We start from the raw sequence: 26,422 nt of genomic DNA, 5'->3' as shown, positions 1-26,422 counted from the left end.
ATAAATAACAAGTAAAGTTCCTTCTTTTAAATAAACTCAAACAAAACGATTTGATATAAATGTTTTTTATAGAAGTATGGATGATGTACGGAGGCAATTACAAATGAAAGAAAATAAGAAGAGTAAGAAAAGACGAATCTTTCAAGTATTTTTACTAATGATTTGTTCTGCTATTTTATATGTAAGTTATGCAGCTTACGATATTTGGAGTTATCGTTTTAAAGCAAATGATGACGTGAAAACGGATGCTGGTATCGTACTAGGCGCAGCTTCATGGAACGGAAAACCATCTCCTGTATTTAAAGAAAGAATTAATCATGCGATTTCTTTATATAGGAACGGAAATATTAAAAAGATTATTTTTACAGGTGGTACAAAGTTCGAGGCAGAACTTGAGGAAGCACGTACTGCAAGAGTATATGCAATGAAACAAGGTGTAAAAGAGGAAGATATTTTAATTGAAACTAAATCCCTTTTCACTGAAGAAAATTTAAAAAATGCGAAGCAAGTTGGAATAGAGAACGGCATACAAACATACACGATTGTAAGTGATCCACTTCATATGAAACGCGCAATGAGAATCGCAAAACATATTAATATTGAAGCGTATGCTTCACCAACGCCGACATCAGCATATAAAACGTTAGATACAGAAATACCATTCTTCTTTAAAGAATTATTCTCGTATATTGGATATGTAACCTCTTTGCCGTTAAAAGCATTGAAGGGGGACTAATATAAGAAAAGGATCTATCCTTAAATAGGAACTTTTCTTATTAGTCAAAAACATTGTATTTTTATCGGAATAGTGAAACAATAGAGAGGTAGCTTCATATAATCATAATGACAAAATGAACGGTTTATGAATCGAGCATAAAGGAGATTATAGTATGGCACTCTCATTTGTTGAAACAGAAGAACAGTCTTTAATTATTGAGAAAATAAATAAATTGATTCCGAAGTTCATGGAAAGGGAGCATCAGCTAAGTGAATTAGGATCATTTCCGTATGAAAATATAAATGATTTGAAAGATATCGGATATACGAAATTAACGTTACCGAAGGAATTTGGTGGTAGTGCGATTTCTTTATATGACTTCGTTTTATTTCAAGAGAAAATCGCGGAAGGCTGCGGAGCTACTGCATTATCGATTGGCTGGCATCTTGGCATTGTGAAAGAGCTAGCGGAAAATCGCTCTTGGAATGATGAGATGTTCAAATGGTTTTGCGAAGAAGTAAGCAATGGTGCGCTTTTTAACAGGGCAGCAACAGAACCGAAAACAGGGAGTCCGACGCGTGGCGGCAAACCAGAAACAATAGCGGTTCAACAAGGCGAGAAGTGGGTTATAAATGGAAGAAAAACTTTTACAACGATGGCGCCAGTACTTGATTATTTTATTATTTCAGCAAGTATGGAAGGCCAAGAAGAAGTTGGTGAGTTTGTTATTCCAAGAAATACACTCGGTGTATCTATTGAAGAAACGTGGGATAGCGTTGCAATGCGAGGGACTGCTAGCCACGACCTTGTCTTACAAAATGTAGAGATAGACAACCGCTTTTTTACGGATGTAAAAGGCGGGAAAGTGAAACAAAAGGGTATTGGCTGGTTGCTACATATACCAGCATGTTATTTAGGAATCGCACAATCAGCAAGAAATTATGCAGTTCAATTTGCGGGATCATACAAGCCAAATAGTTTAAACCATTCTATTAGTTTATTACCGAATGTTAGAAAATTAGTTGGAGAATTAGAACTCGAGCTTATGCAAGCTCGCGTCTTTTTATATCAAATTGCGAAAAAATACGATGAGGCAGAAGATAAACTGTCACTGCAAGCAGAATTAGCGGCAGTGAAATACGCCGTAACAAATGCGGCGATATCCATAGTGGATAAATCAATGCGCATCGTAGGAGCAAAAAGTTTATCAGAAAAAAATCCGCTTCACCGTTACTATTTAAATGTCAGAGCAGGATTACACAATCCACCGATGGATGATGCAACATTGTCTATGCTGGCGGATGCGGCGTTTCGGTCGTGATTTTTGAAGTTTACATTTTATTGTTTATGGATATTATAGTTGTTTTGAAAGCACGGGTTTGATTAGTAATCAAACCCGTGCTTTTTATGTGTATGAAGTACTTAATGGAGATGTAGGTTTTTAATATAAATGATTATCATGGTGTTGTGATTGTTTCTTGTTGAAAAATTCTTATTGTAATGCCAGTTTGGAGGCTGTATAAACATTTTTCGTATTTAATCCCAAATTAAAGGTCTTTCCAAGTTAACCATTCGCAAATATTGTAAAAATTGACCCGCATGGACCGCATCATGATAGGCAATTCGTAATAGCATATCACCTAAATATCGTTGATAGCCAACATCACTTCTATCAATAAGTCTTGAATCTAGCTCGGCTATGCTTATGGATTGAACATATTCTATGAAGTCAGTAAAGTGTGATTGTGCCAATTCAATTTCTTTTTTTACACAAGTAATTGGCTCGTCATCATACGGGGTACGTATGTCGTTTATTGAACCGTTGTTTTTTATAATCATATGATAGTAAAAAGTTGAGCTCCATACGTGACGAATCATTTCACCAAAGGACATAGCCTCAGGATCAGGCTTCCAATTAAGAAAATTATCGGGAAGAGAATTCCATAATTTTTCTGAGCGTCTTCTCGTTTCTTTCAAATTTAATATACTAAGATCAATTGCATTCATAATACATTCTCCTTTACTATTAAACTTAAAATAATTGTATCAATTTAACAGTTAGGGTATCATCGAAATATGAATGTATATCCGAATATCTCATATATAGCTAAACTAATTGCTGAACCTACAAGAGCAATCATCTTAGATTGTCTAATGAATAATCAGGCACTACCTGCTAGTGAATTGGCTTATATGGCAAAAGTGTCACATCCAACAATTAGTTCGCATCTTTCTAAATTAGTAGAAGGGAATTTACTTACAGTTGAACAACATGGTAGACATCGTTACTATCGACTTGCTAATCAAGAAGTTGCAGAAGTGCTTGAAAAGTTAGGGACAATTGCACCAACAGTTCAAGTTCGCTCTTTAAAACAATCAAGCCAACTAAAACAAATTCGTTATGCTCGAACTTGTTATGATCATCTTGCAGGCAAACTCGGTGTAGAGATAACTGAAAAATTACTAGATAGGCAATTTATAATTTTAGAGGATGGAGAATACATTGTAACGGAACAAGGTAAGAAATGGTTTCTGAATTTTGGAATAAATGTTGATGAGGCAGATACAAAAAGGAGGGTATTTGCAAAACCTTGCCTTGATTGGAGTGAACGGCGTTACCATATTTCTGGTTGGTTAGGGTCTGCAATTGCAAAACTGCTTTTTGAACAGGGATGGATTACGAAAACGGATAAGAACCGAGCTGTCCATCTTACAAAGAAAGGTGTAAAGTTATTGGAAGATCAATTAGGCATTGATATGAAAACTGAGGAAAGAAAAGCTTGGAATTAGAAAAGTCCGTCAAAATGACGGGTTTTTTCATTATGGTAGGAGTGTACATGAATAATAGGATGTCACAAATAATTGTTGCCAATAAAAAAATCTTTCTTTTCATTCTTCTTTTTTAAGTTTTAAAGGAGAAAGCTAGGCTTCTTATTTTTACTAATGTTATAATAAGAAAAAAGCACGAAAAGAGGTCATCTCATGCTAGAGGTTATTGCAACATGTTTAGAAGATGTAAAACGAATTGAAAGTGCTGGCGGGAAGCGGATTGAATTAATTTCATCTTATACAGAAGGTGGTTTAACACCGAGTTATGCTTTTATAAAAAAAGCGGTAGAAGCGGTAAGTATACCAATTCATGTTATGATTCGTCCGCATGCGAAGTCTTTTACATATACGGAAGAAGAAATTGAAATGATGAAAGAAGATATTATAGTTGCACAGAAGTTAGGAGCAGCTGGTGTAGTATTAGGCGTATTAAGCGAACGAAATGAAGTGGATGAAGAGAAATTAGCGGATTTACTATCTGTTGTAGATGGAATAAATGTAACGTACCACCGTGCGATAGATGATATAAAAAATCCAGTAGAAGCGATGAACACTTTAAAGAAGTTTCATAAAGTGTCTCACGTTTTAACTTCAGGTGGACAAGGAAATATAGTAGAGAATATTCCGGTGCTTACTGAAATGCAAAAGGTAAGTGATGGTCAAATTCAGCTTGTAGCTGGAGCTGGCGTGACGAAAGAAAATATAAAGCGATTGCTAGATGAAACAGGAATCACGCAGGCGCATGTCGGTACAGCGGTAAGAGAAGGAAAATCATGTTTTTCTGAAATAGATCCTAATTTAGTACAAGAATTAGTTGAAATCATAAAATAAGTGCTTAAGAAAGAGGAGAAACGATGAAGGAAAATACGAAGAAAGAATTATTCTCTTGGGCTAAAACAATAGGGTTTACCCTTGTATTAATTGCTATTATTCGCGGTGTTTTATTTACACCTTCTTTAGTGCAAGGTGAATCAATGATGCCCACTTTAAAAAATAACGAACGAGTTCTCGTGAATAAGATTGGTTATAGTATAAGTGGATTAGATCGCTTTGATATTATCGTCTTCCACGGAAAAGAAGGATACGATTTAGTAAAACGAGTAATTGGTTTGCCAGGCGATACAGTTGAGTATAAAAATGATGTTTTATATGTAAACGGAAAAGCGATGGAAGAACCATATTTAAAAAAGTTTAAAGAAAAAGCAGTAGGCCGTGTATTAACTCCAGACTTTACGTTAGAACAAATCACTGGGAAAACGAAAGTGCCAGAAGGCCAAGTATTTGTTTTAGGGGATAATCGTGAAGTTTCTAAGGATGGTCGCATGTTTGGCTTTATTTCAGAAGATGAAATTGTCGGAAAAGGACAAGCTGTTTTCTGGCCGTTAAAACAAGTAAGAGCGTTATAAAGTGTGGTGAAGTATGGGAGAGATATTCTTCCATACTTTTTTATTTGCTTAAAATCTATTGATTGAATTGAAAGAATATTTTATAATTTTAAATTATATGTTTGTTTCGAAAAATGGAATTTAAGTTCCGTAATTCGGAACGAAAGGGAGATAGAATGAGTATAAATAAAACGGCAGTTAAGACAATGGATATTTTAGAGTTGTTTTATGAGCATGAAGAGCTAAGTTTAACTGAGATGGTTCAGCTTACAAATATGCCGAAAACATCTGTTTATCGTTTAATTGGCTCGTTAGAAGAGATGGAGTTTTTACAAAAAAACGAAAAGGGGAAATATCGTTTAGGGGTCGTATTTTTACGATTCGGTCAACTTGTTTCACAACGATTATCAGTAAGGAATATAGCAATTCCTTATATGAAAGAGCTTAGAGATAGTTTAGGACAGGCAGTTAATTTAATAATTCAAGATGGTAATGACGCAATTTATGTTGAAAAGATGGAAGGTGTTCAGCCAGTACGCGTGTATACGGCGGTTGGAAGAAGAGCACCGCTTTATGCTGGTGCATGTCCGAGAATTTTACTATCGTATTTTTCTGAGGAAGAGAAACGGAGATACATAGAGGAAGTGGATTTAAAACAGTTTGCAGATGGAACAATTGTGGATAAGGAACAATTGCTAGAAGTGTTGCAAATGGCAAAAAAGGAAGGCTACACAATTAGTTATTCTGAGTTAGAAAATCATACAGCCGCAATAGCAGCGCCCATTTACGCAAGTGATGGAACGGTTGTAGCAGGTATGAGTATTTCGGGATTAGCAATTGAGTACAGCGAAAGTAACATTTCATATTTTATCGCTAAGGTGAAAGAAACAGCACATCGCATTTCGAAAGAACTCGGCTTTTTGGTATAGAAAGAGGGAGTAGGATGAAATTTTCTGCGTTAGGGGATCAAGCAATTATTGTTACATTTGGTGAAGAAATTAAGATGGATATATATGAGAAAGTACAGCGGTTATTTCAAGCACTGCAGCAACATCCGTTTGCAGGAATGATTGAGTGCGTTCCGTCGTTTACTTCATTAGCTGTTTACTACAATGTATACGAAGTATGGAAGAGAAATGAGAGAAGTGAAAGGTCATATGATTACGTTCGCCAGTATATAAAGGAGCTGTGTGATTCTTATAAAGAAGAAGTAAAACAGGATGTGAAACATATTTCTATACCAGTGTGCTACGGGGGAGAATATGGACCTGATTTAGAAGAGGTTGCACATTATAAAGGTTTACAAGTAGAAGATGTGATTCGAATACATAGTGAAACTACATATTTTGTATATATGTTAGGTTTTACACCAGGGTTCCCGTATTTAGGAGGACTATCAAAAGAATTAGAAACACCTAGAAAAGAAATACCGCGGTTACAAATCTCACCTGGTTCGGTAGGAATCGGCGGAAATCAAACAGGTATTTATCCACTTGAAACACCGGGTGGATGGAATATTATTGGTCGAACACCAATCTCCTTATTTAATCCGGAAGAAGAAACACCAACCTTTATTCAAAGCGGTATGTATTTACGATTTATCCCAATAACGAAGGAAGAGTACGTATCACTTGAGGGGGCTAAAGAATGGATGTAGAGGTTTTGCATGCAGGAATGTTTACAACAGTCCAAGATTTAGGGCGATCTCATTATCAACAATACGGTGTACCAGTTGGCGGGACTATGGATCAAAGTGCACTTCGGATGATCAATATGTTAGTTGGTAATGAGGAGAATGAAGCGGGACTCGAAATGACGATTATGGGACCTAAATTGTTAATAAAGAAAACGACTTTACTTGCGATTGGCGGAGCAGATATGGAACCGTTATTGAATGGAGAACGTATCCCGTTATGGCGTCCCATTTTAGCGGAAGAAGGTAGTATGCTTTGTTTTGGAAAAGTGAAAAGTGGTTGCAGAGCGTATGTAACTTTTGCGGGTGGTATACATATTGAGCGTACAATGGGAAGCAAAAGTACGTACATACGTGCTGCGATTGGTGGTATAGAAGGAAGAATGCTGAAAAAGGGTGACTACTTCCAAATTGGTGCACAACCAGAAATGGCGAGTCGTTTCATTCTAGACTTACAAAAAGATGCGAGAATAAAAACGAAATGGGCAATTAGCAACAGCGTACTACCAAAGTATAAGAAACATCCAAAGCTTCGTGTCATAACTGACTTTGAATATGATCAATTTACAGAAGAAAGTAGAAAGGCATTTTTTACGAAAGAGTATAAGGTATCTAATTATGCTGACCGTATGGGCTATAGGGTTGAGGGAGAAGTTTTAAATAGGAATGAAGAAAAAGAGATTTTATCGAGTCCTGTTACATTTGGAACCATTCAAGTTCCTAATGGTGGACAGCCGATTATATTAATGGCAGATAGGCAAACGACAGGTGGCTATCCGAGAATGGGAAATATCATTTCAGTAGATTTACCTCTTCTTGCCCAGCTAAAGCCGGGGGACTATGTTTCTTTTGAGAAAATTACGCTTGAAGAAGCGGAACAATTGTACATAGAACAAGAAGTAAATATGAATTTATTAAAGAAATTCATCGCTTTACGAAGCTGAAATTAGGAGGAATACATTATGACTACAATCGATTTAAACTGTGATTTAGGAGAAAGTTTTGGCGCTTATAAAATGGGGAATGATGATGAGATTCTTCCGTTCGTTTCCTCTATAAACGTTGCTTGCGGTTTTCATGCGGGTGATCCGTCTATTATGCGTCAAACTGTTGAAAAAGCTTTGGAGCATAACGTAGCAATAGGGGCGCATCCTGGATTTCCTGATTTAATTGGATTTGGTAGAAGAAACATGAATGTTTCAGCAAGTGAAGTATACGATTATGTTCTATATCAAACAGGCGCATTAGACGCATTTGTGAAAGCGGCAGGCGGGAAAATGCAGCATGTAAAGCCGCACGGTGCCTTATATAATATGGCGGCGTCTAATCAGGAAATTGCAGATGCAATTGCAAAGGCAATTTATCATATAAATCCAAGTCTATTACTTTATGGATTAGCAAATAGCGAGGCGTTTATACAGGCTGCAGAAAAATACAAAGTAACTCTTGTACAAGAGGCTTTTGCGGATCGTACATATAAGCAAGATGGTACATTAACGAGCCGTACAGAAGAAAATGCGCTTATAAAAGATGAAGACGAAGCGATAAAGCAAGTACTTCAAATGGTGAAAGAAGGCCATGTAAATGCGGTCAATGGAGAGAAAGTAGCAGTTCAGGCGCAAACGATTTGTTTACACGGTGATGGGGAAAAAGCAGTGCAATTTGCAGAAAGAATATACAGAACATTCAAACTTAATAATATTTCTATTTGTGCACCGAAATAAAAAATAGGGGGAAGTGCTGGGATGATTAAATTAATCGGAATACTACTTGTTGCAGTGGGCTTTTTATTTAGATTAAATACACTTTTAGTAGTTATGGTTGCAGGTATTGTTACTGGTATGGTTTCAGGATTAAGTTTTTATGATGTGATCAGCATGTTCGGTAAATTTTTCATAGAAAATAGATATATGTCTATGCCAATTATATTAACTTTACCGGTAATCGGAATTTTAGAGCGTTACGGTTTAAAAGAAAGAGCAGAAGCACTTATAACGAAATCAAAAGGAGCAACAACTGGAAGAGTATTAATGTCATATTTTACGATAAGAGAATCATCAGCAGCACTAGGGCTTAATATTGGTGGGCATGCGCAAACAGTAAGGCCGCTCGTTGCACCGATGGCAGAAGGGGCCGCGCAAGGTAAATATGGTAAACTTCCTGAAAAATTAAGAGAAAAGATTAAAGCAAACGCAGCAGCTGCTGAAAATACAGCTTGGTTTTTCGGAGAAGATATTTTCATCGCAACTGGAGCTATTTTATTAATGAAAGGATTCTTCGATTCAGTAGGTATGCATGTCGGAGTATGGGATATGGCACTTTGGGGCATTCCGACAGCAATATCTGCACTTATTGTAAGCTGGATTAGATTTAGAAAGTTTGATAAATATATAGAGAAAACAATGAAGGCAGAAGGAAAAGAAGAGAAGGAGGCAATTTAATATGAACATCATCACAATGGATACAATCTATTATGTATTAGGGATAATCGTTGCTTTTATCGCTGTTCGTATCGCATTCGATCGTGAACATCCAAACAGATTCGGTTCTAGTTTATTTTGGGCATTGTTTGCAGTTACATTTTTATTCGGAAATGTAATTCCTTCGTTTTACGTTGGCTGTATAGTGCTCGCTATGGTCGTTTTAGCTTCACTAAATAAAGTAACAAAATCAGAGGAAAAAGAAGTTCCAGTACAAGAACGTGTGAAACATGCTGAGAAATTAAAAAATAAAATTTTTATGCCTGCACTATTAATTCCTATTTTTACAATTATCGGTACGTTGACGTTAGGGAAAATTAAATGGGGAAATGTCTCTCTTGTTGATCCAGATAAAGTAACATTAGTTGCATTAGCGCTTGGTGCATTACTCGCATTCGTTGCGGCGATGCGTATTACAAAATCAAAAATAACAACGCCTGTACAAGAAGGAAGCAGACTATTACAAGCTGTCGGCTGGGCTGTTATTTTGCCACAAATGTTAGCAGCACTTGGCGGTATATTCGCGAAGTCTGGCGTTGGACAAGTTGTTTCAGACTTAGTTGGACAAGTGCTACCGACAGAGTATCCGTTCGTTGCTGTTATGGCGTACTGTTTAGGCATGATGCTATTTACAGTCGTAATGGGAAATGCATTCGCAGCGTTTGCTGTTATTACTGGCGGAATTGGCTTACCTTTAATAGTTCAAATGCACGGCGGAAACCCAGCAATTATGGCAGCACTCGGTATGTTTGCTGGATATTGCGGAACGCTGCTTACTCCAATGGCAGCAAACTTTAATATCGTTCCGGCAATGCTTTTAGAGCTAAAAGATAAGAATGCAGTTATTAAAGCGCAAGTACCAATTGCTCTTTCCATCTTTATTATCAATATGTTTATTATGTACGGCCTTGTATATCGTTTCTAATTAGGAGGGAAAACTATGAAAACAGTATTATTAACAGGGTTCGACCCGTTCGGCGGAGAAAGCATCAATCCAGCTTGGGAAGTCGCAAAAAGTTTGCATGAAAAAACAATCGGAGAATACAAGATTATTAGTAAACAAGTACCAACTGTATTTCATAAATCAATACAAGTTTTAAAAGAATATATAGAAGAACTAACACCGGAAATAATTATATGTATCGGACAAGCTGGGGGCAGACCAGATATTACGGTAGAGCGTGTCGCAATTAATATTGATGATGCAAGAATTGCTGACAATGAAGGGAATCAGCCAGTAGATGTGCCGGTTATAGAAGAAGGACCGGCTGCTTATTGGTCTACACTTCCGATGAAAGCAATTGTAAAAAGACTTCACGAAGAAGGGATACCAGCTTCCGTTTCACAAACAGCAGGTACATTCGTTTGTAATCATTTATTCTACGGTCTCATGCATGAACTAGAGAAACAGGATAAGAAAATAAAAGCCGGATTTATTCATATTCCGTTCCTACCAGAGCAAGCGAGTAACTATCCAGGCCAACCGAGTATGTCACTTTCTACTATTCGTAAAGGGATAGAATTGGCAGTTGAGATAACGACGACGGTTGAGGTGGATATTGTGGAAGTTGGGGGTACGACACATTAAGTAAGATGTTGGGGTAGTACCGAAGTGCGTATGTAGTTGTTATTTTTGTTTGAAGGAAAGATGTATCGTTAGGTTGATAATAATAGGATACATTGCACATTTTAAACTCTCCCATTTTCATGTATAATTATTATAAAAATCGGAATTTTTAAAAATGAGGTGGGTATCTTGAAAAGTTTTGGTATGTTAGTAATCTCTACCGTGCTTTCAGCGGGCCTATTATATTATAATGCTCAATCCTTTTATAATAGGTTTGCCTCTGGAAATACATATTATTGGGTAAACGGTATCCTAGCAGTAATCTTCTTTGTATTCCTTTACAAAAATGCAAAAGATATCATCAAGAAAAACTATGTAAAATAAGGAAGTTTAAAGAGTTCTTTATACAAAGACAACACCTCCTGTAAACAACTGGTATAATAAGTATAGGAAAATACATAGAGGTGATTTTTGTGCAATTTGAAGAAGTACGTTCAATTTTAGAAAAAGCGAAGAAAATTACAGTGTTAACAGGTGCTGGTGCAAGTACGGAAAGTGGTATCCCAGATTTCCGTTCAGCAAATGGATTGTATGCCGATGCGAATGTGGAAATGTATTTATCAAGGGGATATTATAATAGGAGTCCGAAAGAATTTTGGAAGCATTATAAAGAAATCTTTCAAATTAATACGTTTCATCAATATAAACCAAATCACGGCCATCGCTTTTTAGCTGAATTAGAAGAACAAGGGAAAGATATTACGATTTTAACGCAAAATATTGACGGTTTACATCAATTAGGCGGTAGTAAGCATGTCATTGATTTACATGGAACACTTCAAACAGCACATTGTCCGAAGTGTAAAGCGGGATATGATTTGCAGTATATGATTGATCATGAAGTGCCTCGCTGCGAGAAGTGTAATTTCATTTTAAATCCAGACGTTGTTTTATATGGAGATACATTGCCGCAATATCAAAATGCGATAACACGTTTATATGAAACAGATGTATTTATCGTTATGGGAACGTCATTAAAAGTGCAACCCGTCGCTTCATTCCCGCAAATCGCAAAGAGGGAAATAGGGGCAACGACAATTTTAGTAAATGAAGAGTTAACAGGGCAAGAATATAACTTTGATTTTGTTTTTCAAAATAAGATTGGTGAGTTTGTTGAAGGGTTATCGTCGGTTAAATAAGTTATTATTTTTATGAAAAACTGAGGTGTATAGAGAACACCTCAGTTTTTTGTTTGAATAAAATTCATGTTATGACTTATGAAGGGGAATGGTAATAAATAGGTTATAAAATTAAAAAACTGAAAATTAAATCTTTTATTTCTTTAGTAATTAATATAAAATTCTATATATATCATATAAATAAATTTGATACATAATGATTTTGCGTAGAAATGTTAATAGAATGAAGCGAGGGAGCGAAATGAGACAGAAAAAGGAGCAGAAAAAACAATCGAAAAAGAAAAAGACTCATATTCCATTTCGGTTAAATGTACTATTTTTTATTGTCTTTCTTTTATTTTCAGCTATTATAATTCAATTAGGTAAAGTACAAATCATTGATGGAGAAACGTATAGAAATGAAGTAAACAAAAAGGAAGATGTAACGGTAAGTACTCCCGTTCCTAGAGGGAAAATGTTTGATCGACAAGGTCACGTTATTGTAAATAATAAACCATTACGAACCGTTACATATACGAAAATGAGAGGAGTGGACTCAAAAGAAGTTTTACAAGTAGCAAGAGATTTAGCTAAGCTAATTGAAATGTCGCAAGAGGACATGGATAAGTTAACAGAGACAGATAAAAAAGATTTTTGGATGCAGTTAAATGAAAAGCGGGCAGCAGCGAAAGTAACGAAAGAAGATGAGAGTAAATTTAGAAAGCAAGAAATAGAAGGAAAAGAGTTAGATAAAAAAGTAGAAGAACTGCGCCGGGAAAGAATTACACAAGAAGAATTAAATGAGCTTTCAAAGGAAGATATAGAAGTATTAGTAATTAAAAGCAAAATGAATGCGGGATATAAAATGACTCCGCAAATCGTTAAAAAAGACGTAAGTGAAAATGAATATGCTGTCGTTAGTGAAAGGTTGGCAAGTTTACCGGGAGTGGATACAACAGTAGATTGGGAACGTGAATACCCAAATGATAAAATACTGCGCTCTATACTAGGTAGCGTTTCTAATGAAAATGAAGGGTTGCCAAGAGAACAATTAGATTATTATTTAGTTCGTGATTATAATCGAAACGACCGTATTGGTAAAAGTTACATCGAAAAACAATACGAAGATGCACTACATGGAACGAAAGAACAGTCTAAAAATATTATGGATAAAGCAGGGAAGATTGTTCGAACAGAAAAAGTGACTGAAGGAAAAAGTGGAAATAACTTGATGTTAACAGTCGATATGGATTTACAGAAAAGAGTAGAGGGAAGCCTTGAAAAGAATTTACGAGCCTTTCATGCTGCAGAGCCGATGATGGATCGTGCGTTCGTAGTAATGATGAATCCGAAAAACGGTCAAATTTTATCAATGGCAGGAAAGAAAATTGTAAATAAAGATGGTGGTATGCAAATAGAAGATTATGCATTAGGAACGATGACAAGTTCTTATGAGTTAGGGTCAACTGTAAAAGGGGCTACTTTATTAACTGGATATCAAACAGAAGCGATTAAGCCGTATACACACTTCTTTGATGCGCCAATGTATTTTAAAGGAAGTTCTAAGCCGAAGAAATCGTGGAAAGAATTTGGGGATATTGATGATTTAAGAGCTTTGCAAGTGTCATCGAACGTTTATATGTTTAATACAGCTTTAAAAATTGCAGGCATTAATTATGTTCCAAACAATCCATTAGATATTAAACAAGAAACATTTAATAAAATGCGCTACTATTTTAGACAATTTGGCCTAGGTGTGTCGACTGGTATTGACCTGCCAAATGAATCAATCGGTCAAATAGGTAGAACTGATAACATACCCGGATTTTTACTTGATTACGCGATTGGACAGTATGATACATATACGCCGCTTCAGCTTGCGCAATATATTTCAACCATTGCAAATGGCGGTTACCGAATGAAACCACAAATTGTACAAGAAGTTAGAGAGCAACCGAATAGACCAGAGGATGCAGGAAAAGTTGTTCGGTCGATTGAACCAGTTGTATTAAATAGAGTGGATATGGAAACTTCGTACATTAATCATGTAAAAGAAGGATTTAGAAGAGTTTTTCAAGAAGCTGACGGAACCGGAACCGGAACATTTAAAGGTCTACCATATAAACCAGCGGGAAAAACAGGAACAGCTGAGACAATATATGGTGGAGAAAGTGATATTGGAAGAGATGAGAACAACAACCGAAAAAAATGTTATAATTTAACTCTTGCCGGTTATGCACCATATGATGCGGATCCGGAAGTAGCTTTTTCAGTTGTTGTACCATGGGTGAATGATGATAAATCAGGAATTAATTCTGCGATTGGTAAAGAGATTTTGGATGCGTATTTTGAATTAAAAACAAATAGATCAAATACAAATTCAATTCCAGTAGAACAACCGAACAAGGCACAGTAAAAATAGTATCACTGCATGGAAACATATTGTGCAGTGATATATTTTTTGAGTTAAAAAGCGCTTTATAAGGTGGGAATGGATATGAAAAAGGAGATTAAGAGAGGCTGGGGAAAGTACATACTATTTATATTGGTGATAGTCATAGGCTACCATTCTTTTACTTTATGTAAGGTGGAAGGGGAATCGATGCAGCCGACTTTATATGAAGAAGACTACGTATTTGTAAATAAAGCGGTAGTACGTCTTTCTAATTTACAACACGGAGAAATTGTCATTATAAAAGAAGAGGATGAATCGAAATATTATGTGAAACGTGTAATAGGGCTTCCTGGTGATGTAATTAACATAACGAACGGAAAGGTATATGTGAACGATAAAAAGCAAGAAGAACCATATACGAACAAAGATTTATTTAACAACACACAAGTGTTTTATAACTTTCAAAAGACAAAAATTCCGCCAAATAAGTTATTTGTAATGGGAGATAACCGCGAAGTAAGTAGAGATAGTCGCAATGGCTTAGGATATATTGAAGAAGATAACATAATTGGCAAGGTGGAATTTGTATATTATCCTTTTTCAAAAATGAAAATGATAGAATAAGTGGGGGATGAGCAAAACCCCACTTATTAAAGTTTCACTTTATTTTCTTTAAAAAACCTTTTGGATTAAATGATATGAAAAATTTATGTTTAGACTCGTCGATTATGAAGTTATTGTTTTTAGTTAAAAACTCTTCCACAGCTTCCATTGGGCCAGGACCCCAATCGGGAAGAAGCGGATTTCCGTTAATGGAGGTATCTTCTACAATTATATAACTGCCAGTAGTGACGATAGATTTATATAGCAAGAGTTCTTTGGAAACATGCTCTTTACTATGATCAGAATCTAAAATAACTAAAATCACATCATCAGGTTTGCGCATACTTACTATTGTTTGGATGGCCTGCACAGAAACAGAAGATGCTGTTAAATACGTAATCCGATTATGTGATGGCCGATTTGGCTGCGGAGTTATATCGATAGTAAGTACGTGACCTTTTCCAATTAAATCTAACATAGAAGTTAAATACAGTGCACTACCACCGTGAAAAGTCCCGCATTCAATAATTAAATCGGGCTTTAATTCATAAATAATTTCTTGATACAAAAAGAGATCAGAGGGAAGTTTACAGATTGGAACCCCGAACCAGTGTGTATCGTTTAACCACACGATGCCGTTGTAATATTGGTTTAAAAATTCATTACTTATATTATCGATTTTAAATTCTCCTTTCTAAAAAGGATTCTCTCGTTTGACGTAAAGTGTTTACGCATGAAAGTTGTACTATATATTATGTAGTAAGGAATTATAAGGCGAGTGTTTTTAATTGAAAATAAGCCAAATAACTCATGTGGAAAATGAAAGGAAATGATCGTATGTACAAATACACAATTTGCTTTATTAGAAAAAGCGATAAAATACTGCTATTAAATAGAAATAAAAAGCCGAATATGGGGATGTGGAATGGTGTTGGAGGAAAAATAGAAGAGAATGAAACGCCATACGAAGGAATAATTAGAGAAACGTTTGAGGAAACGGGCATAGAACTTTCAAGTGTAACGTATAAAGGGACTGTTGGTTTTAAAGGTAAAGATCAGCCCCAGGCTAGTGAAGGAATGTATGTGTTCGTTGCTGATTTGCCAGATGGAATGCAAATGAATACACCATTACGTACGGCTGAAGGCTTATTAGAATGGAAAGAAATTGATTGGATATTAGATGGTGATAATAGAGGTGTAGTTAGCAATTTACCAAAATACTTACCGACAGTATTAACAGAAGAAAATAAGTTAAAACATATATTCACGTACGATAACCGGAATATTATTAATTACACAACTGTATGTTTGAAAGAAGATGATGCGAACAAGCGATATGAAAAACAACTTGTTTCTCAATAGAAAGAATACGAAAACAATCAATCTTATAATCTAGTAGAGAATATTTTAATAGAGCAATCGACATTTATAAGTTGATTGCTCTCATTATTTAACTGAGAAAAAGACATGTTTAAAGTGCTCCTTATTATATGTCTATAACTTTATCGTGTAACATAATTTGAAATATAGTATGTACATTGAATAACTTGCTATGGTTCTCTATTAATCTTTCATAATTGTCTAAGCAGTTACTAGATTGCTAGCATAGAATATATTGTCTTCTGCAATTTTAGGAAGATAATCCTATAAAATTTTAGGAGGAATATACTATGGAAATAGAAAATCGACAAGTAGATCCAGTATTTGAAAATCTATGTCAACGCTTTTTTGATATTCTAGGTGGTACTGATCATTCAATTGATCCAGGACCTGTATGTACTGTAACTCGAACTAGAATATTTGATGAAACAGTATTAGGAAGAAAATCAAATTCACCTTTGGTTAATTATCAATTTTTTTCGTTTGAATCTCTTGATGAATCAGGAAATGCACTTTGTTTAGGGGAAACTGCAGCTTTTGAAAATCAGGTTGAACAAGTCCTTACTAATCTTCGTGATCGCGGTATTATCGTATCAGGTTTGCACAATCACTGGATAAATGAAAATCCACGTTTATTTTATATTCACTGGGAATCGATAGATGATCCGATTGCATTTGCGAGAAAATCAAGAGAATCTATTGATTTCTTAGGTCCAGTATTACCACCAGATTTGCCACCACCTGTAGTATCTCCAGAATTTCAAGCATTATGTGATGAATTTACTGCTACATTAGGTGGTGAAGGTGAAATTGAACCAGGGCCTGTATGTTTTGTTATGCGGAATGTGAATTTTGGAGCGACTATCTTTGGAAGACCTGCAAATTCACCTCTTGTGGGGCATCAACTTTTTTCGTTCGAATCCCTCGATCCATCCGAAGTTGCACTTTGTTTAGGTGAAACGGCAACGACTCAAGATCAGACTGATCAACTAATTTCACAACTTCTGAGATTTGGCTTTAAAGTATCGGCATTTCACAATCATTGGCTAGATGATAATCCTCATTTAATATATGTTCACTGGGAATCGATAGAAGATCCAATTGCATTTGCGAGAAAAACGAAAAATGCGATTGCGTTTTTGGGTTAGTTTTAATAAGGTAATTTAACTAAAAGAACTTGCTATTTTATAATAATTGGCAGAGTCGTAACCGCCTTTTGGCAGTAAATGTGCCAGTTGTTTTAGAATCAACGTGATATATTTGTATTGTGAGCGGCGGCAGAAAACATTGCTCATACAATTCCTTATAACTGAAAATGGATCGTCATAACCGATGGCGATGGTTGCAGAGTGAATGAATAGTTGAATTGCAATTTCACATTCAATTGCAATTCACGTTGTGTATACGGAGAAGGGCTTTTGCTCTTCTTCTAACTATTTAATAAAGTATGTAATGAAGATAGATTTAACAACATTAGGTAGCTGAAAGAAAAATGAAATTTCATGTACCTTATTTGAATTACAATATAATAAGTAATTACATAGTATCCAGGGAGGATGCTTTTTATTTTGGAGGAAAGTGAAGGTAATGGGAAACAAGAATATAGTATTAGTTAAGTTTACTGGCAAGGATGATACAGTTGAATATTATTATGAAGGGAAAGTTATGACTCAAGCTATTATCAAATATATGGACAAAATTAAAGCGATGTTTTTAATTTGATTAAAACAATATTAATGCTTGTAGGCGCAACCTTTATTTGGTTAGCGTCTTATTTGTTGTTAAGGAAAGATAGGTAGAAAAAATAGACTAGTAAACAAGCCGTATTTGAAATTTAAACATAGAATAGGATGAGTCTTATTAAAAAGAGGAGGGTCTGGTAGTTATGGGGTGTAATTGTAATTTTAGACATTTCCGAAATTGTAATAGATTTTGGGATGATTTAATGTTTTGTAGATGTAGACATAGAGACTGTGATGAATGTCGTTGTAAACGTGACCGTGATTGCGATTGTGATAAATGTCGACGTAAACGTAATCATGATCGTGACTGTGATTGTGATGAACGTAAAGAGTGGTAAATTTTTTAGGAAGAGTGCTTTGAAGAAAAGCACTCTTTTTGTATTTAGTATTTTATATTACCAGCCTCGAATGGCCTTAATGATAAAGCGATGTTGCTTCACATCAAAATATCCTTTTTGCAAGATAATCTCATGTATACGATATAACTCCTCATAATACCTTTCGACAGTGAAATCAGGAATTTGCCACGGAATTGCTTTTAAATAATAGACGATAGCGCCAATATCATAAAAGCGTTGGAAAGGGAATTCTTCTTTTGTTTCTAAGATAGTAAATCCGTTTTCCTGTAGTTCATTACATGCCGCTTCAAGCGACCAACTTGCAAATTCACTATTTAGTGGTGTGTCAAATTGGTCATTAAGTTCCGCGCAATCGAGACCGCCAACTTGTTGTGTAAGAAATGTTCCATTTGGAGAAAGGATTCTTTTTACTTCAGAAGCAGCATATGATTCATGTTGGTTTAGGATTAGATTAAACTGACCATCTTGAAATGGCAATGCAGTATCATCGTTCACCTCTACAACAGTAACCCCTAAAGGCTCTAATTTCTTTCGAGAAATTGGCACGTTTGGAGCGTAGCCCTCAGTAGCATAAATAGTTGACGGGAACGGTTGTAACATAGATAAAAACTCTCCGCCGCCAGTACCCATATCGAGCATTGATTCTGCATGTTGCATAAGCTGGAAAGCAGTACTGCCGTACGACCACGATAAAGGCTCACTCTTCATTCGACCCGCTTCTGAAATGAAAGAAAAATCCCAGCCGCTAAAATGTGTATTTGCACTTTCTAATAAAGTTAAAAATAATGGATCACGTTTCATAATTGTATCCTCCTATTTTGTAAGTAAATGATATGGTGAGAAAAGAAAAAAGGAGGACCTCTTATGAAAGGGGAACGGTTTTACGTTTCGTGTTCGAATAGATTCATATAAATTCGCTCCTTGTGAGAATAGTAATTTATATATTCGGGATAATCGAGTGGGAATCCTTTGAAATTATAGGAGAAGGTAGTTGTTTGATGAAAGATTGGATGGAGTGTACAGAAAAAGGGTGCACTCAAACTTTAGAAAAGGTATTTAGTAAACTTAAATTTCCGCCCAGCCCTTTTATGAGATATGTGATATTTCTCACTACTATTAAGTAACAATAAAGTCGTACTGTTTATAAAAGAAGTGACGTTTTTGTATCCCTTTGGATTTACTTATCTATGGGATAAGTAAAGAAGTAGACATATAAACTGAATATAAAAACGTTTTAATTCTTTGGAAACATTCCATAATTTAGTATTGTTATATATGGAATAATTTATTTGTACGAAAAGAGGAATAAGATGTTTATACAAAAGTATAAGGGTTTGATGCTAGGGATAGTTGGTGCTGTATTAGGAGTAATATCCTTTGTTTATTTTAAAGATTTAGATTATATATAAGACGGGCCTTAAGTTATTATCTGTAACATTAATCATTATAGGTCGGGTTATTGCCTGTGATTCGACCCGTTTCAATAAAAAAGAGAATAATAACGTATAAGATTATTATTATATAAATTTAGCTTGTTGAGCATGGGGAATACTAATCTTACAAAATTGTAAGATTAGAAGTCACATAGTTAGATAGAAGTCATTAACTTATGAAAAAAACTCATCTATAATCCAGATATAAATCATTTACTAAAGGAGTATTCTAATGAAAAAAATTATAAGTTATACGGTTGTTATTGCTATTTTTATAGGAATAGGATTAGGAGTAAAACGTTATGTGCAAGGTCCAGGACAACCAGTCGATGGGATTCTAGTTAGTGGTACTGCAACTGACGTAGAAAAAGTTAAACAAGAGTTTAAAGATGACACTAAACAATCAATAGACTATAAGGTAAAGTACGTCACAACAACAAAAAGGATTCCATTATCAGAAGAAGATAAGAAACAAAATGATACAAATGAAGAATTTGAAATCAACACTACAGAATATGCAGTTATTAATAGTTCTACCGCGGTAAAATTATTTAATAAGGGACTTCTAAGAGCTAGAAAAGATCCAAATTTAGCATCTATTATTTCTGAGAGGGTGAAAGATAAAAATAAAGTATCTAGTGATCAGAATCTATTATTTTCTTATGCGGCTAAGGATTCTATGGTTGATAATTTTGAAAATAACCAGTTGAATTTGAACGGTAAGATGGTATCTGCCCAGTATGTTAAACAGCAAATTTGGATTGGGTATGTTCCAATGAACCTTGTTATTCTAAACGACCAAGACTATAATACAATTTCTGAATCAGAGTCAATAATGAAATTGATTCAATTTCAAAAACGTAATTTTGATTATAAAAACAAACAAGAAGTAGACAAAGTTTTACAACAGATTGATAAGCTCTCTTCGAATAATCAGAATAAAATAAACTTTGTAGAGGTACAAGACTAAATTAAAATGAAAATAAGGTGATATAAATGGAAATCGTAAGAATAGAAAATGTAGTCAAAAGTTATGGTGAAGGAAATAGTAGGGTAGATGCTTTGAAGGGCATAAATCTTTCTATACAGCAAGGGGAATTTGTTTCAATCGTAGGAGCTTCTGGCTCAGGTAAAAGTACATTGTTGCATATTTTGGGAGGGTTGGACCGTCCGAGTTCAGGACAAGTATTTATTGGAGAGAACAATATTTATAATTATTCAGATAATGAACTTTCGATATTTAGAAGAAGAAAAGTTGGTTTTATATTTCAGTTCTTTAATTTAATTCCTGTATTGAATGTGCAAGAGAATATAGCTTTGCCCACTTTACTAGATAATGAACCTGTAGATAATCCTTATATGGACGAAATTATTGAAATTCTGGGACTTCATGAAAGACGAAATCATTTACCATCTGAATTATCAGGAGGTCAGCAACAACGGGTTTCGATTGGGAGGGCACTTATAAATCGCCCACATTTAATCTTAGCTGATGAACCTACAGGAAATCTGGATACTCAAAACACAAAAGAAGTCATGGATTTATTAAGATTGACAGCAAAAAAATATAATCAAACTATTGTATTGATTACTCACGATTTAAAAATTGCATCAACTTCTGACCGTATTATTACAATTGAAGATGGCCAAATCATTTCCGATCAGTGGCTATCCACGAATAAGCCTAAGACGGGAGGAAACTAATCTTGATTGGTAATTATAAACAATTAAGCAGGAGATACTTAAAGGGAAATAAGAAACGAACAATTTTAACTTTGATAGGAATCGTACTCTCTGTATCGTTAATTTCTACAATCGGCCTATTTATGAACGGTACTCAGATTTCTCAAATCGAGAATACGAAAAAGAGGCAAGGGTATTCTTTTCATGCCGTTGTATTAAATTACGATGAATCGATATTGAAAAAAATTAAATATAACCCGCAAATTGAATCATTTGGTTTAATGTCACAGGGAGAAACAGTCCAAGTTGGAGAGGCTGCTGTAAAAATGAATTTTGCTGATGATAACGCCTTGGAATTTTTAAAATACAGTATTATTAAGGGCAGATTGCCATCTAATGATCAAGAAGTTGCTGTTGATCCCTGGGTATTACCTTATATAAAAGAAAATATTCAAATAGGTGATTCATTCGAATTAAATGAAAAAAAATACAAATTGGTTGGTTTTCTAAGTGATAGTACATATACACAGGAAAATAAGGTGGGACGGTTACTAACCTATAAGAGTAAGTTTAGCGCTGGTGAAGGAAAAATATTAGTTGGAATTAGCTCAAAAGCAAACTTTAATGAGGTTTTAGAGGGACTCAAGACCATTTCCGGAGAAAATAATATTAATATAAGTAATGAATTAATTCAATTAGAGAAACCAGGTTACAATAATTCGATTATGGCTACGCTAATTATTACAATCAGCATTGTTGTGATAGCGACAATTGTTGTGATTTACAACGCTTTTCAAATCAGTGTCGTAGAACGAACGAGGCAGTTTGGCTTGTTGAGAAGCATTGGTGCAACACGAAAGCAAATTAGACAAATCGTTCTGAGAGAAGCTACTTTTCTGGCTGTTATCGCTATACCAATTGGAATTATATGTAGCCTAATAGCACTTGCCTCTCTGCAGTTCACTTTTTCACTTTTAATGGAAAATAGTAAAGCGGTCTCGATATTTTATGTTGATTGGAATATTTTACTAGTAAGTTCGATTATTACCTTGCTTTCTGTAATAGCGTCAAGTTTGTACCCAGCTTATTTTGCAGGGAAAATCTCCCCTTTGTTGGCAATTAGTAGCAGGTTGTCAATTAAAAAGGAACAAATCAAAAAACAAAAGAATTCCATGGTGAAAAAACCTTTATCTATTCCTTTGAGCATGGCTATGAAAAATGTTAAGCGAAATAAAAATCGCTATACCATTACAATCTTATCAATTATTATAAGTAGTGTGTTATTTATTACTTTCTCGTATTTAATGAGTGTTGCATTTGCATCTAAATCTGTTGATAAGTTATCTATTAAATCGGATATTACAATTAAGATAGTGGATAATAATCCAGATCATTTAGCTGAAGGTGAACAAGTTTTGTATCAATTGAAATCACTTGAAAATATATCTAAAGTATACGAAAAAAAGGAGAATAGCTTTGAAACTAAATTAAAGGATGTAACTCAATCTTCCGCGACAGTAAAGGAAATAGAAAACACGATTGGAAAAAGCTATTCCATTACAATCGTAAATAATTATCAAGAAAATAAAACAAAAAAAGAAGAAAAACTTACTTTACAAGTGCTTGCATATGGTTTCATCACAGTCATTTCTTTAATTAGTAGCGTTAATATCCTCAATACTATAACTATAAGTATCATGACTAGACGAAAAGAATTGGCCGCTTTGAAATCCATTGGTATGTCACAAAAGGATTTGAAAAAAATGATTACCTATGAAGCTTTGATTTACGGTTTTTCTGGAAGTTTACAAGGAATCTTTTTTGGCTGTATATTGTCTTATATTATATATTTAGCTATATCTGATATGTTGAAAATGACATGGACGATTCCCTATGAGGCTTGTATCATTACGTTTGTTTCAGCTTTAATAATTAGTTATTTAGCAGTCTTAAATCCATTGAAAAAAATTCAACAAGATAATATTATTGATAATATCAGAGAACAATAATATTATAAGCCTGGCTAGATTATAGCCAGGCTATTGTAATTGGAGTATAAGCTAGGGGAAAAAAAGGAGAGGGCATACTTGAATAAAAAAATATTACTAGTTGAAGATGATGAAGCTCTTGGCATAGCCATCGAATTTTCATTGAGAAATGAAGGTTATGAGGTGATTAGAGCGTCCAGTGTAAAAGAAGCTAAACACCAGTTTGTTCACAATACATTTGATTTGTCCATCCTTGATATCGGCCTACCAGATGGTAATGGTTATGACTTATGTTTGTATTTTAAAAAGAAAAACGAGAATTCGATTATTATTTTCTTAACTGCACTAGATGAAGAAGCAAATGTGGTAATGGGGCTGGATATAGGCGGTGATGATTATATAACCAAACCTTTTCGGGTTAGGGAACTCATGGCCAGAGTGAAAGTACAATTGCGTAAACAAGCGTCGCTAGAAACGCCATCTCAAATTTTAAGATCTGAGAATATAAGAATCGATACGAACCTAGTCAAGGTTTATAAAAATTGTGAAAGTATTACATTGACGAATTTAGAATACAAGCTGCTATTGAATTTCATGAAGAATTCTCACAAAGCATTAAAAAGAGATGAACTCCTACAACAAATAACAGAAGGAGAAAATGTTTTTTTTGATGAAAACACGTTATCTGTATACATAAAGCGTTTAAGAGCTAAAGTTGAAGACAATCCTCAAAAACCACAGTTTATCGTTACCGAAAGAGGATATGGTTATCGTTGGAGCAAGGACGTGATTGGGTGAGCAAGATAATGAAAAATACCGAGTTAAAAAGCTATATGACGATACTAGCCGTCCTTTTATCTATATTTGTGATTTACCAATTTATTATTCAACAATTATTTTATGATCATTTGAAAAGAGACTCTATTGCAACATGGGGGGAAATTACAGCTAGGTTGGTAGAGCAGAATCCAGAAAATGAAGCGGAAATTATGAAAGTCTTATCAAGTCATTCGTCTCACTCAAGTAAATATCAGGAAAAAGGGACAGAGATCCTAAAGCAATATGGATTATATGAAGACTTGGATTCAAAATTTTTTCCTCACTTAAATAATCTAATTATTAATCACAATCAATTTATGATGTGGGGATTGATTGCTTTTGGATTTTTACTTTTTGTTGCAAACTACATGCAACAAAAAATTATTTTCAATAAGATTAGCCAGCTTACTAGAGCTGCAAAAAAGATAATCGAGGGAGATTACTCGGTTGTCATCAATGAAAATAAAGAGGGGGATTTCGCGAAACTGGCGATTTCATTTCGTTCAATGAGGGATATCATTAGAAAAAATATGCATGATTTGCTTGAAGAGAAACGGTTTTTAGGAGAAATGTTGCAGGATATATCTCATCAGTTAAAAACGCCGCTTTCAACTATTTCTATCTATAATGAAATGTTGTTAAATGAGAAACTATCCCGAGAGCAACAAGCTCAATTACTACAAAATAATGATATTCAGATTTCTAGAATGAATGTCTTAATTCAGAATTTGTTAAAAGTAGCAAAAATTGATGCAAAAGCGATTTCGTTTGATAAAGAGCCAGGGAATTTAGTAGATACGACTGAGGAAGTACTAAATCGCTTGCAAAGCATGATAAGTGATAAAAATATTTTGATTGATTGGAATGCACCAAGAGAAATAGTCGTTATTCACGACAAATTATGGATGCAGGAAGCTTTGTTAAACCTGTTGAAGAATGCAATCGAACATTCTAAACCCGGTGGTAAAATAATGATTCAGGCCAAAAATTCTCCAATCTATACAGAACTAGTAATCCAAGACTTTGGAGAGGGAATTTCAGCTGAAGAATTACCTCATATTTTTGAACGATTCTATAAATCAAGTAGTTCTAAAAAGCACGGATCGACCGGAATTGGATTGGCACTTGTCAAAGCTATTATAGAGGCACATCACGCCTTAATTACAGTTGAAAGTGAAAAAAATGCTTATACAAAATTTACAATTATTTTTATGAAATTTTAATAACAGTTTGGTATATATTTTAATCTTTTTAATATAAAGGGGTTTTTTTATGTTTAATAGATTGAAGTGTTTTCTTTTATCTGAGAAAGAAATAGTTGATACTGTGAAAAAATACAAGGAGGAAAAAATACACGTTTCCATAATAAAAGATTTTTTAGGGGATTTAATCATAATAAGAACTTTTACATTTTTAATGTTTGTTCCAGTATCAACTTTTATTTTTTCAGTTATAATTTATGGAGCTGTTTTCTTTTTATCAGGCATTAAGATTACTGTTTGGGGCATCACTATAATGTTATTAGTTCCAATAACATTACTTTTCTATATGAATATAACTAATACATCAATTATTATTACTGATTTAGTGAGAAAATTTTTATTAACCATAAAATATCTAAATCCATTTTACTCAATCATAAATAAACCTTGGCTCTTTATTTTTGAATTATTAATTGGTTTTTTATATGTATTTCTGCTATCTTTATTTTCTATTTGGATAGTATTACATTCATTAGAAATAGATTTTTCTGAATTTAGTTCGGAGGACAATCGAAGTTTTCAATTTTCAATTATTATTTTACATACAGCAATTTATTTGTTTATAAGAGTTCATGGCCAGTATTGTAAGACAACTAAGCAAAAAATTAAAAAGCTGAAAATGAAGTTTTATTTATGGTTTTGTTCTATGATTGCAAGTATTGTATATATATTTGAATCACTCTTTAATTATATGAATGGAATCCAAGCAAATTATTTTATTTTTGTTTTAATGATTGCTTTAGAAAGAACAGTGACACATTATAAGAAATTTATAGATTTTTTAGAATGTGAAAATTTGTATGAAAAATATTTTTAGAGAGAAAAGTCTTTTGAAATATAAAAAGTTATACCTACTAAATGCTGGACGAGTAAAAAAACGCTATTCTTTTTCTAGAATCATAGGAAAA

At 34.3% G+C, this 26,422-nt stretch carries 29 protein-coding genes; 26 read left to right on the top strand and 3 right to left on the bottom strand.

Annotation, left to right across the window (positions count from 1 at the left end; translation table 11 throughout):
• The first annotated feature begins 103 nt into the window (after positions 1-103).
• Both ACTJJY_RS08415 and ACTJJY_RS08410 read left to right on the top strand, forming a co-directional pair.
• On the top strand, positions 104-736 hold the full coding sequence (locus ACTJJY_RS08415) for a YdcF family protein (RefSeq protein WP_000662218.1): 633 nt from the start codon (positions 104-106) through the stop codon (positions 734-736).
• Positions 737-890: 154 nt separating this feature from the next.
• Complete coding sequence (locus ACTJJY_RS08410; RefSeq protein ID WP_095690621.1) at positions 891-2,039, top strand: acyl-CoA dehydrogenase family protein; 1,149 nt, start codon at positions 891-893, stop codon at positions 2,037-2,039.
• 215 nt (positions 2,040-2,254) lie between these two features.
• On the opposite strand, the gene ACTJJY_RS08405 is transcribed toward ACTJJY_RS08410, so the two are convergent.
• A complete protein-coding gene (locus ACTJJY_RS08405; RefSeq protein ID WP_000991272.1) occupies positions 2,255-2,725 on the bottom strand; it encodes a DinB family protein in 471 nt (156 codons plus the stop codon).
• 69 nt (positions 2,726-2,794) lie between these two features.
• Between ACTJJY_RS08405 and ACTJJY_RS08400 the strand changes: the two genes are divergently transcribed.
• The 14 genes from ACTJJY_RS08400 to lepB (ACTJJY_RS08335) all read left to right on the top strand — a co-directional run bounded on the left by ACTJJY_RS08400 (position 2,795) and on the right by lepB (ACTJJY_RS08335) (position 14,869).
• Positions 2,795-3,508 carry an ArsR/SmtB family transcription factor gene (locus ACTJJY_RS08400; protein ID WP_095690622.1) on the top strand — a complete coding sequence of 238 codons (714 nt, stop codon included), beginning with the start codon at positions 2,795-2,797 and terminating at the stop codon, positions 3,506-3,508.
• Positions 3,509-3,700: 192 nt separating this feature from the next.
• Entirely contained in the window at positions 3,701-4,378 is a 678-nt protein-coding gene (locus ACTJJY_RS08395) for a copper homeostasis protein CutC (protein ID WP_095690623.1), read from the top strand.
• A 23-nt stretch (positions 4,379-4,401) separates the two neighbouring features.
• Entirely contained in the window at positions 4,402-4,953 is a 552-nt protein-coding gene (gene lepB / locus ACTJJY_RS08390) for a signal peptidase I (protein WP_000662499.1), read from the top strand.
• 155 nt (positions 4,954-5,108) lie between these two features.
• Positions 5,109-5,861, top strand: coding sequence for an IclR family transcriptional regulator (locus ACTJJY_RS08385; protein WP_095690624.1), 753 nt, complete (start codon positions 5,109-5,111; stop codon positions 5,859-5,861).
• A 14-nt stretch (positions 5,862-5,875) separates the two neighbouring features.
• Positions 5,876-6,589 (top strand): 5-oxoprolinase subunit PxpB, encoded by a 714-nt coding sequence (gene pxpB, locus ACTJJY_RS08380; RefSeq protein WP_000672267.1) that lies wholly within the window; start codon positions 5,876-5,878, stop codon positions 6,587-6,589.
• Entirely contained in the window at positions 6,580-7,569 is a 990-nt protein-coding gene (locus ACTJJY_RS08375; RefSeq protein WP_053564100.1) for a biotin-dependent carboxyltransferase family protein, read from the top strand. Before pxpB ends, ACTJJY_RS08375 begins: the two co-directional genes overlap by 10 nt.
• Positions 7,570-7,587: 18 nt before the next feature.
• Positions 7,588-8,349, top strand: a complete 762-nt coding sequence (pxpA, locus tag ACTJJY_RS08370) for a 5-oxoprolinase subunit PxpA (RefSeq protein ID WP_095690625.1) — start codon at positions 7,588-7,590, stop codon at positions 8,347-8,349.
• A 21-nt stretch (positions 8,350-8,370) separates the two neighbouring features.
• Complete coding sequence (locus ACTJJY_RS08365) at positions 8,371-9,066, top strand: DUF969 domain-containing protein (RefSeq protein WP_095690626.1); 696 nt, start codon at positions 8,371-8,373, stop codon at positions 9,064-9,066.
• Position 9,067: 1 nt separating this feature from the next.
• Positions 9,068-10,030 (top strand): DUF979 domain-containing protein, encoded by a 963-nt coding sequence (locus ACTJJY_RS08360; protein ID WP_001021658.1) that lies wholly within the window; start codon positions 9,068-9,070, stop codon positions 10,028-10,030.
• A gap of 15 nt (positions 10,031-10,045) precedes the next feature.
• On the top strand, positions 10,046-10,693 hold the full coding sequence (pcp, locus tag ACTJJY_RS08355) for a pyroglutamyl-peptidase I (protein ID WP_095690627.1): 648 nt from the start codon (positions 10,046-10,048) through the stop codon (positions 10,691-10,693).
• 168 nt (positions 10,694-10,861) lie between these two features.
• Entirely contained in the window at positions 10,862-11,056 is a 195-nt protein-coding gene (locus ACTJJY_RS08350; RefSeq protein WP_440605347.1) for a hypothetical protein, read from the top strand.
• Positions 11,057-11,145: 89 nt separating this feature from the next.
• On the top strand, positions 11,146-11,871 hold the full coding sequence (locus ACTJJY_RS08345) for an NAD-dependent protein deacylase (protein ID WP_141241024.1): 726 nt from the start codon (positions 11,146-11,148) through the stop codon (positions 11,869-11,871).
• A gap of 241 nt (positions 11,872-12,112) precedes the next feature.
• Positions 12,113-14,266 carry a peptidoglycan D,D-transpeptidase FtsI family protein gene (locus tag ACTJJY_RS08340; RefSeq protein WP_095690629.1) on the top strand — a complete coding sequence of 718 codons (2,154 nt, stop codon included), beginning with the start codon at positions 12,113-12,115 and terminating at the stop codon, positions 14,264-14,266.
• Between the two features lie 81 nt (positions 14,267-14,347).
• On the top strand, positions 14,348-14,869 hold the full coding sequence (gene lepB, locus ACTJJY_RS08335; protein WP_002094069.1) for a signal peptidase I: 522 nt from the start codon (positions 14,348-14,350) through the stop codon (positions 14,867-14,869).
• Between the two features lie 34 nt (positions 14,870-14,903).
• Here the strand turns inward: lepB (ACTJJY_RS08335) and ACTJJY_RS08330 are convergent, their stop codons facing one another.
• On the bottom strand, positions 14,904-15,527 hold the full coding sequence (locus tag ACTJJY_RS08330; protein WP_276565494.1) for a cephalosporin hydroxylase family protein: 624 nt from the start codon (positions 15,525-15,527) through the stop codon (positions 14,904-14,906).
• Positions 15,528-15,685: 158 nt separating this feature from the next.
• Between ACTJJY_RS08330 and ACTJJY_RS08325 the strand changes: the two genes are divergently transcribed.
• The 4 genes from ACTJJY_RS08325 (at position 15,686) to ACTJJY_RS08310 (ending at position 18,308) form a co-directional block, all read left to right on the top strand.
• Positions 15,686-16,210, top strand: coding sequence for an NUDIX hydrolase (locus tag ACTJJY_RS08325; protein ID WP_095690631.1), 525 nt, complete (start codon positions 15,686-15,688; stop codon positions 16,208-16,210).
• Positions 16,211-16,518: 308 nt separating this feature from the next.
• Complete coding sequence (locus ACTJJY_RS08320) at positions 16,519-17,376, top strand: DUF1259 domain-containing protein (RefSeq protein WP_095690632.1); 858 nt, start codon at positions 16,519-16,521, stop codon at positions 17,374-17,376.
• Positions 17,377-17,815: 439 nt separating this feature from the next.
• On the top strand, positions 17,816-17,950 hold the full coding sequence (locus tag ACTJJY_RS08315; RefSeq protein ID WP_276569230.1) for a hypothetical protein: 135 nt from the start codon (positions 17,816-17,818) through the stop codon (positions 17,948-17,950).
• Positions 17,951-18,113: 163 nt separating this feature from the next.
• Positions 18,114-18,308 (top strand): hypothetical protein, encoded by a 195-nt coding sequence (locus ACTJJY_RS08310; RefSeq protein WP_089171353.1) that lies wholly within the window; start codon positions 18,114-18,116, stop codon positions 18,306-18,308.
• A gap of 57 nt (positions 18,309-18,365) precedes the next feature.
• Here ACTJJY_RS08310 and ACTJJY_RS08305 read toward each other — a convergent pair whose 3' ends face one another.
• Positions 18,366-19,130, bottom strand: a complete 765-nt coding sequence (locus ACTJJY_RS08305; protein ID WP_089171352.1) for a class I SAM-dependent methyltransferase — start codon at positions 19,128-19,130, stop codon at positions 18,366-18,368.
• Between the two features lie 864 nt (positions 19,131-19,994).
• Here ACTJJY_RS08305 and ACTJJY_RS08300 point away from each other — a divergent pair.
• From ACTJJY_RS08300 to ACTJJY_RS08275, 6 genes are all read left to right on the top strand, one after another.
• Positions 19,995-20,732, top strand: coding sequence for a lipoprotein BA_5634 family protein (locus tag ACTJJY_RS08300; RefSeq protein WP_089171351.1), 738 nt, complete (start codon positions 19,995-19,997; stop codon positions 20,730-20,732).
• 26 nt (positions 20,733-20,758) lie between these two features.
• A complete protein-coding gene (locus tag ACTJJY_RS08295; RefSeq protein ID WP_000407086.1) occupies positions 20,759-21,466 on the top strand; it encodes an ABC transporter ATP-binding protein in 708 nt (235 codons plus the stop codon).
• Between the two features lie 2 nt (positions 21,467-21,468).
• On the top strand, positions 21,469-23,454 hold the full coding sequence (locus ACTJJY_RS08290; protein ID WP_098976361.1) for an ABC transporter permease: 1,986 nt from the start codon (positions 21,469-21,471) through the stop codon (positions 23,452-23,454).
• A gap of 78 nt (positions 23,455-23,532) precedes the next feature.
• On the top strand, positions 23,533-24,231 hold the full coding sequence (locus ACTJJY_RS08285; RefSeq protein WP_001035094.1) for a response regulator transcription factor: 699 nt from the start codon (positions 23,533-23,535) through the stop codon (positions 24,229-24,231).
• An 8-nt stretch (positions 24,232-24,239) separates the two neighbouring features.
• Positions 24,240-25,475: a HAMP domain-containing sensor histidine kinase gene (locus ACTJJY_RS08280; protein ID WP_000798888.1), complete on the top strand. Its 1,236-nt coding sequence runs from the start codon at positions 24,240-24,242 to the stop codon at positions 25,473-25,475.
• Between the two features lie 49 nt (positions 25,476-25,524).
• Positions 25,525-26,331 carry a hypothetical protein gene (locus ACTJJY_RS08275; protein ID WP_440605346.1) on the top strand — a complete coding sequence of 269 codons (807 nt, stop codon included), beginning with the start codon at positions 25,525-25,527 and terminating at the stop codon, positions 26,329-26,331.
• The last annotated feature ends 91 nt before the right edge of the window (positions 26,332-26,422 follow it).

This window comes from Bacillus sp. 22475, from assembly GCF_052044835.1.
Taxonomy (GTDB): Bacteria; Bacillota; Bacilli; order Bacillales; family Bacillaceae_G; genus Bacillus_A; species Bacillus_A cereus.
Note: the sequence above shows the minus strand (reverse complement) of the source record. Positions and strands in the feature narration are given on the sequence as shown.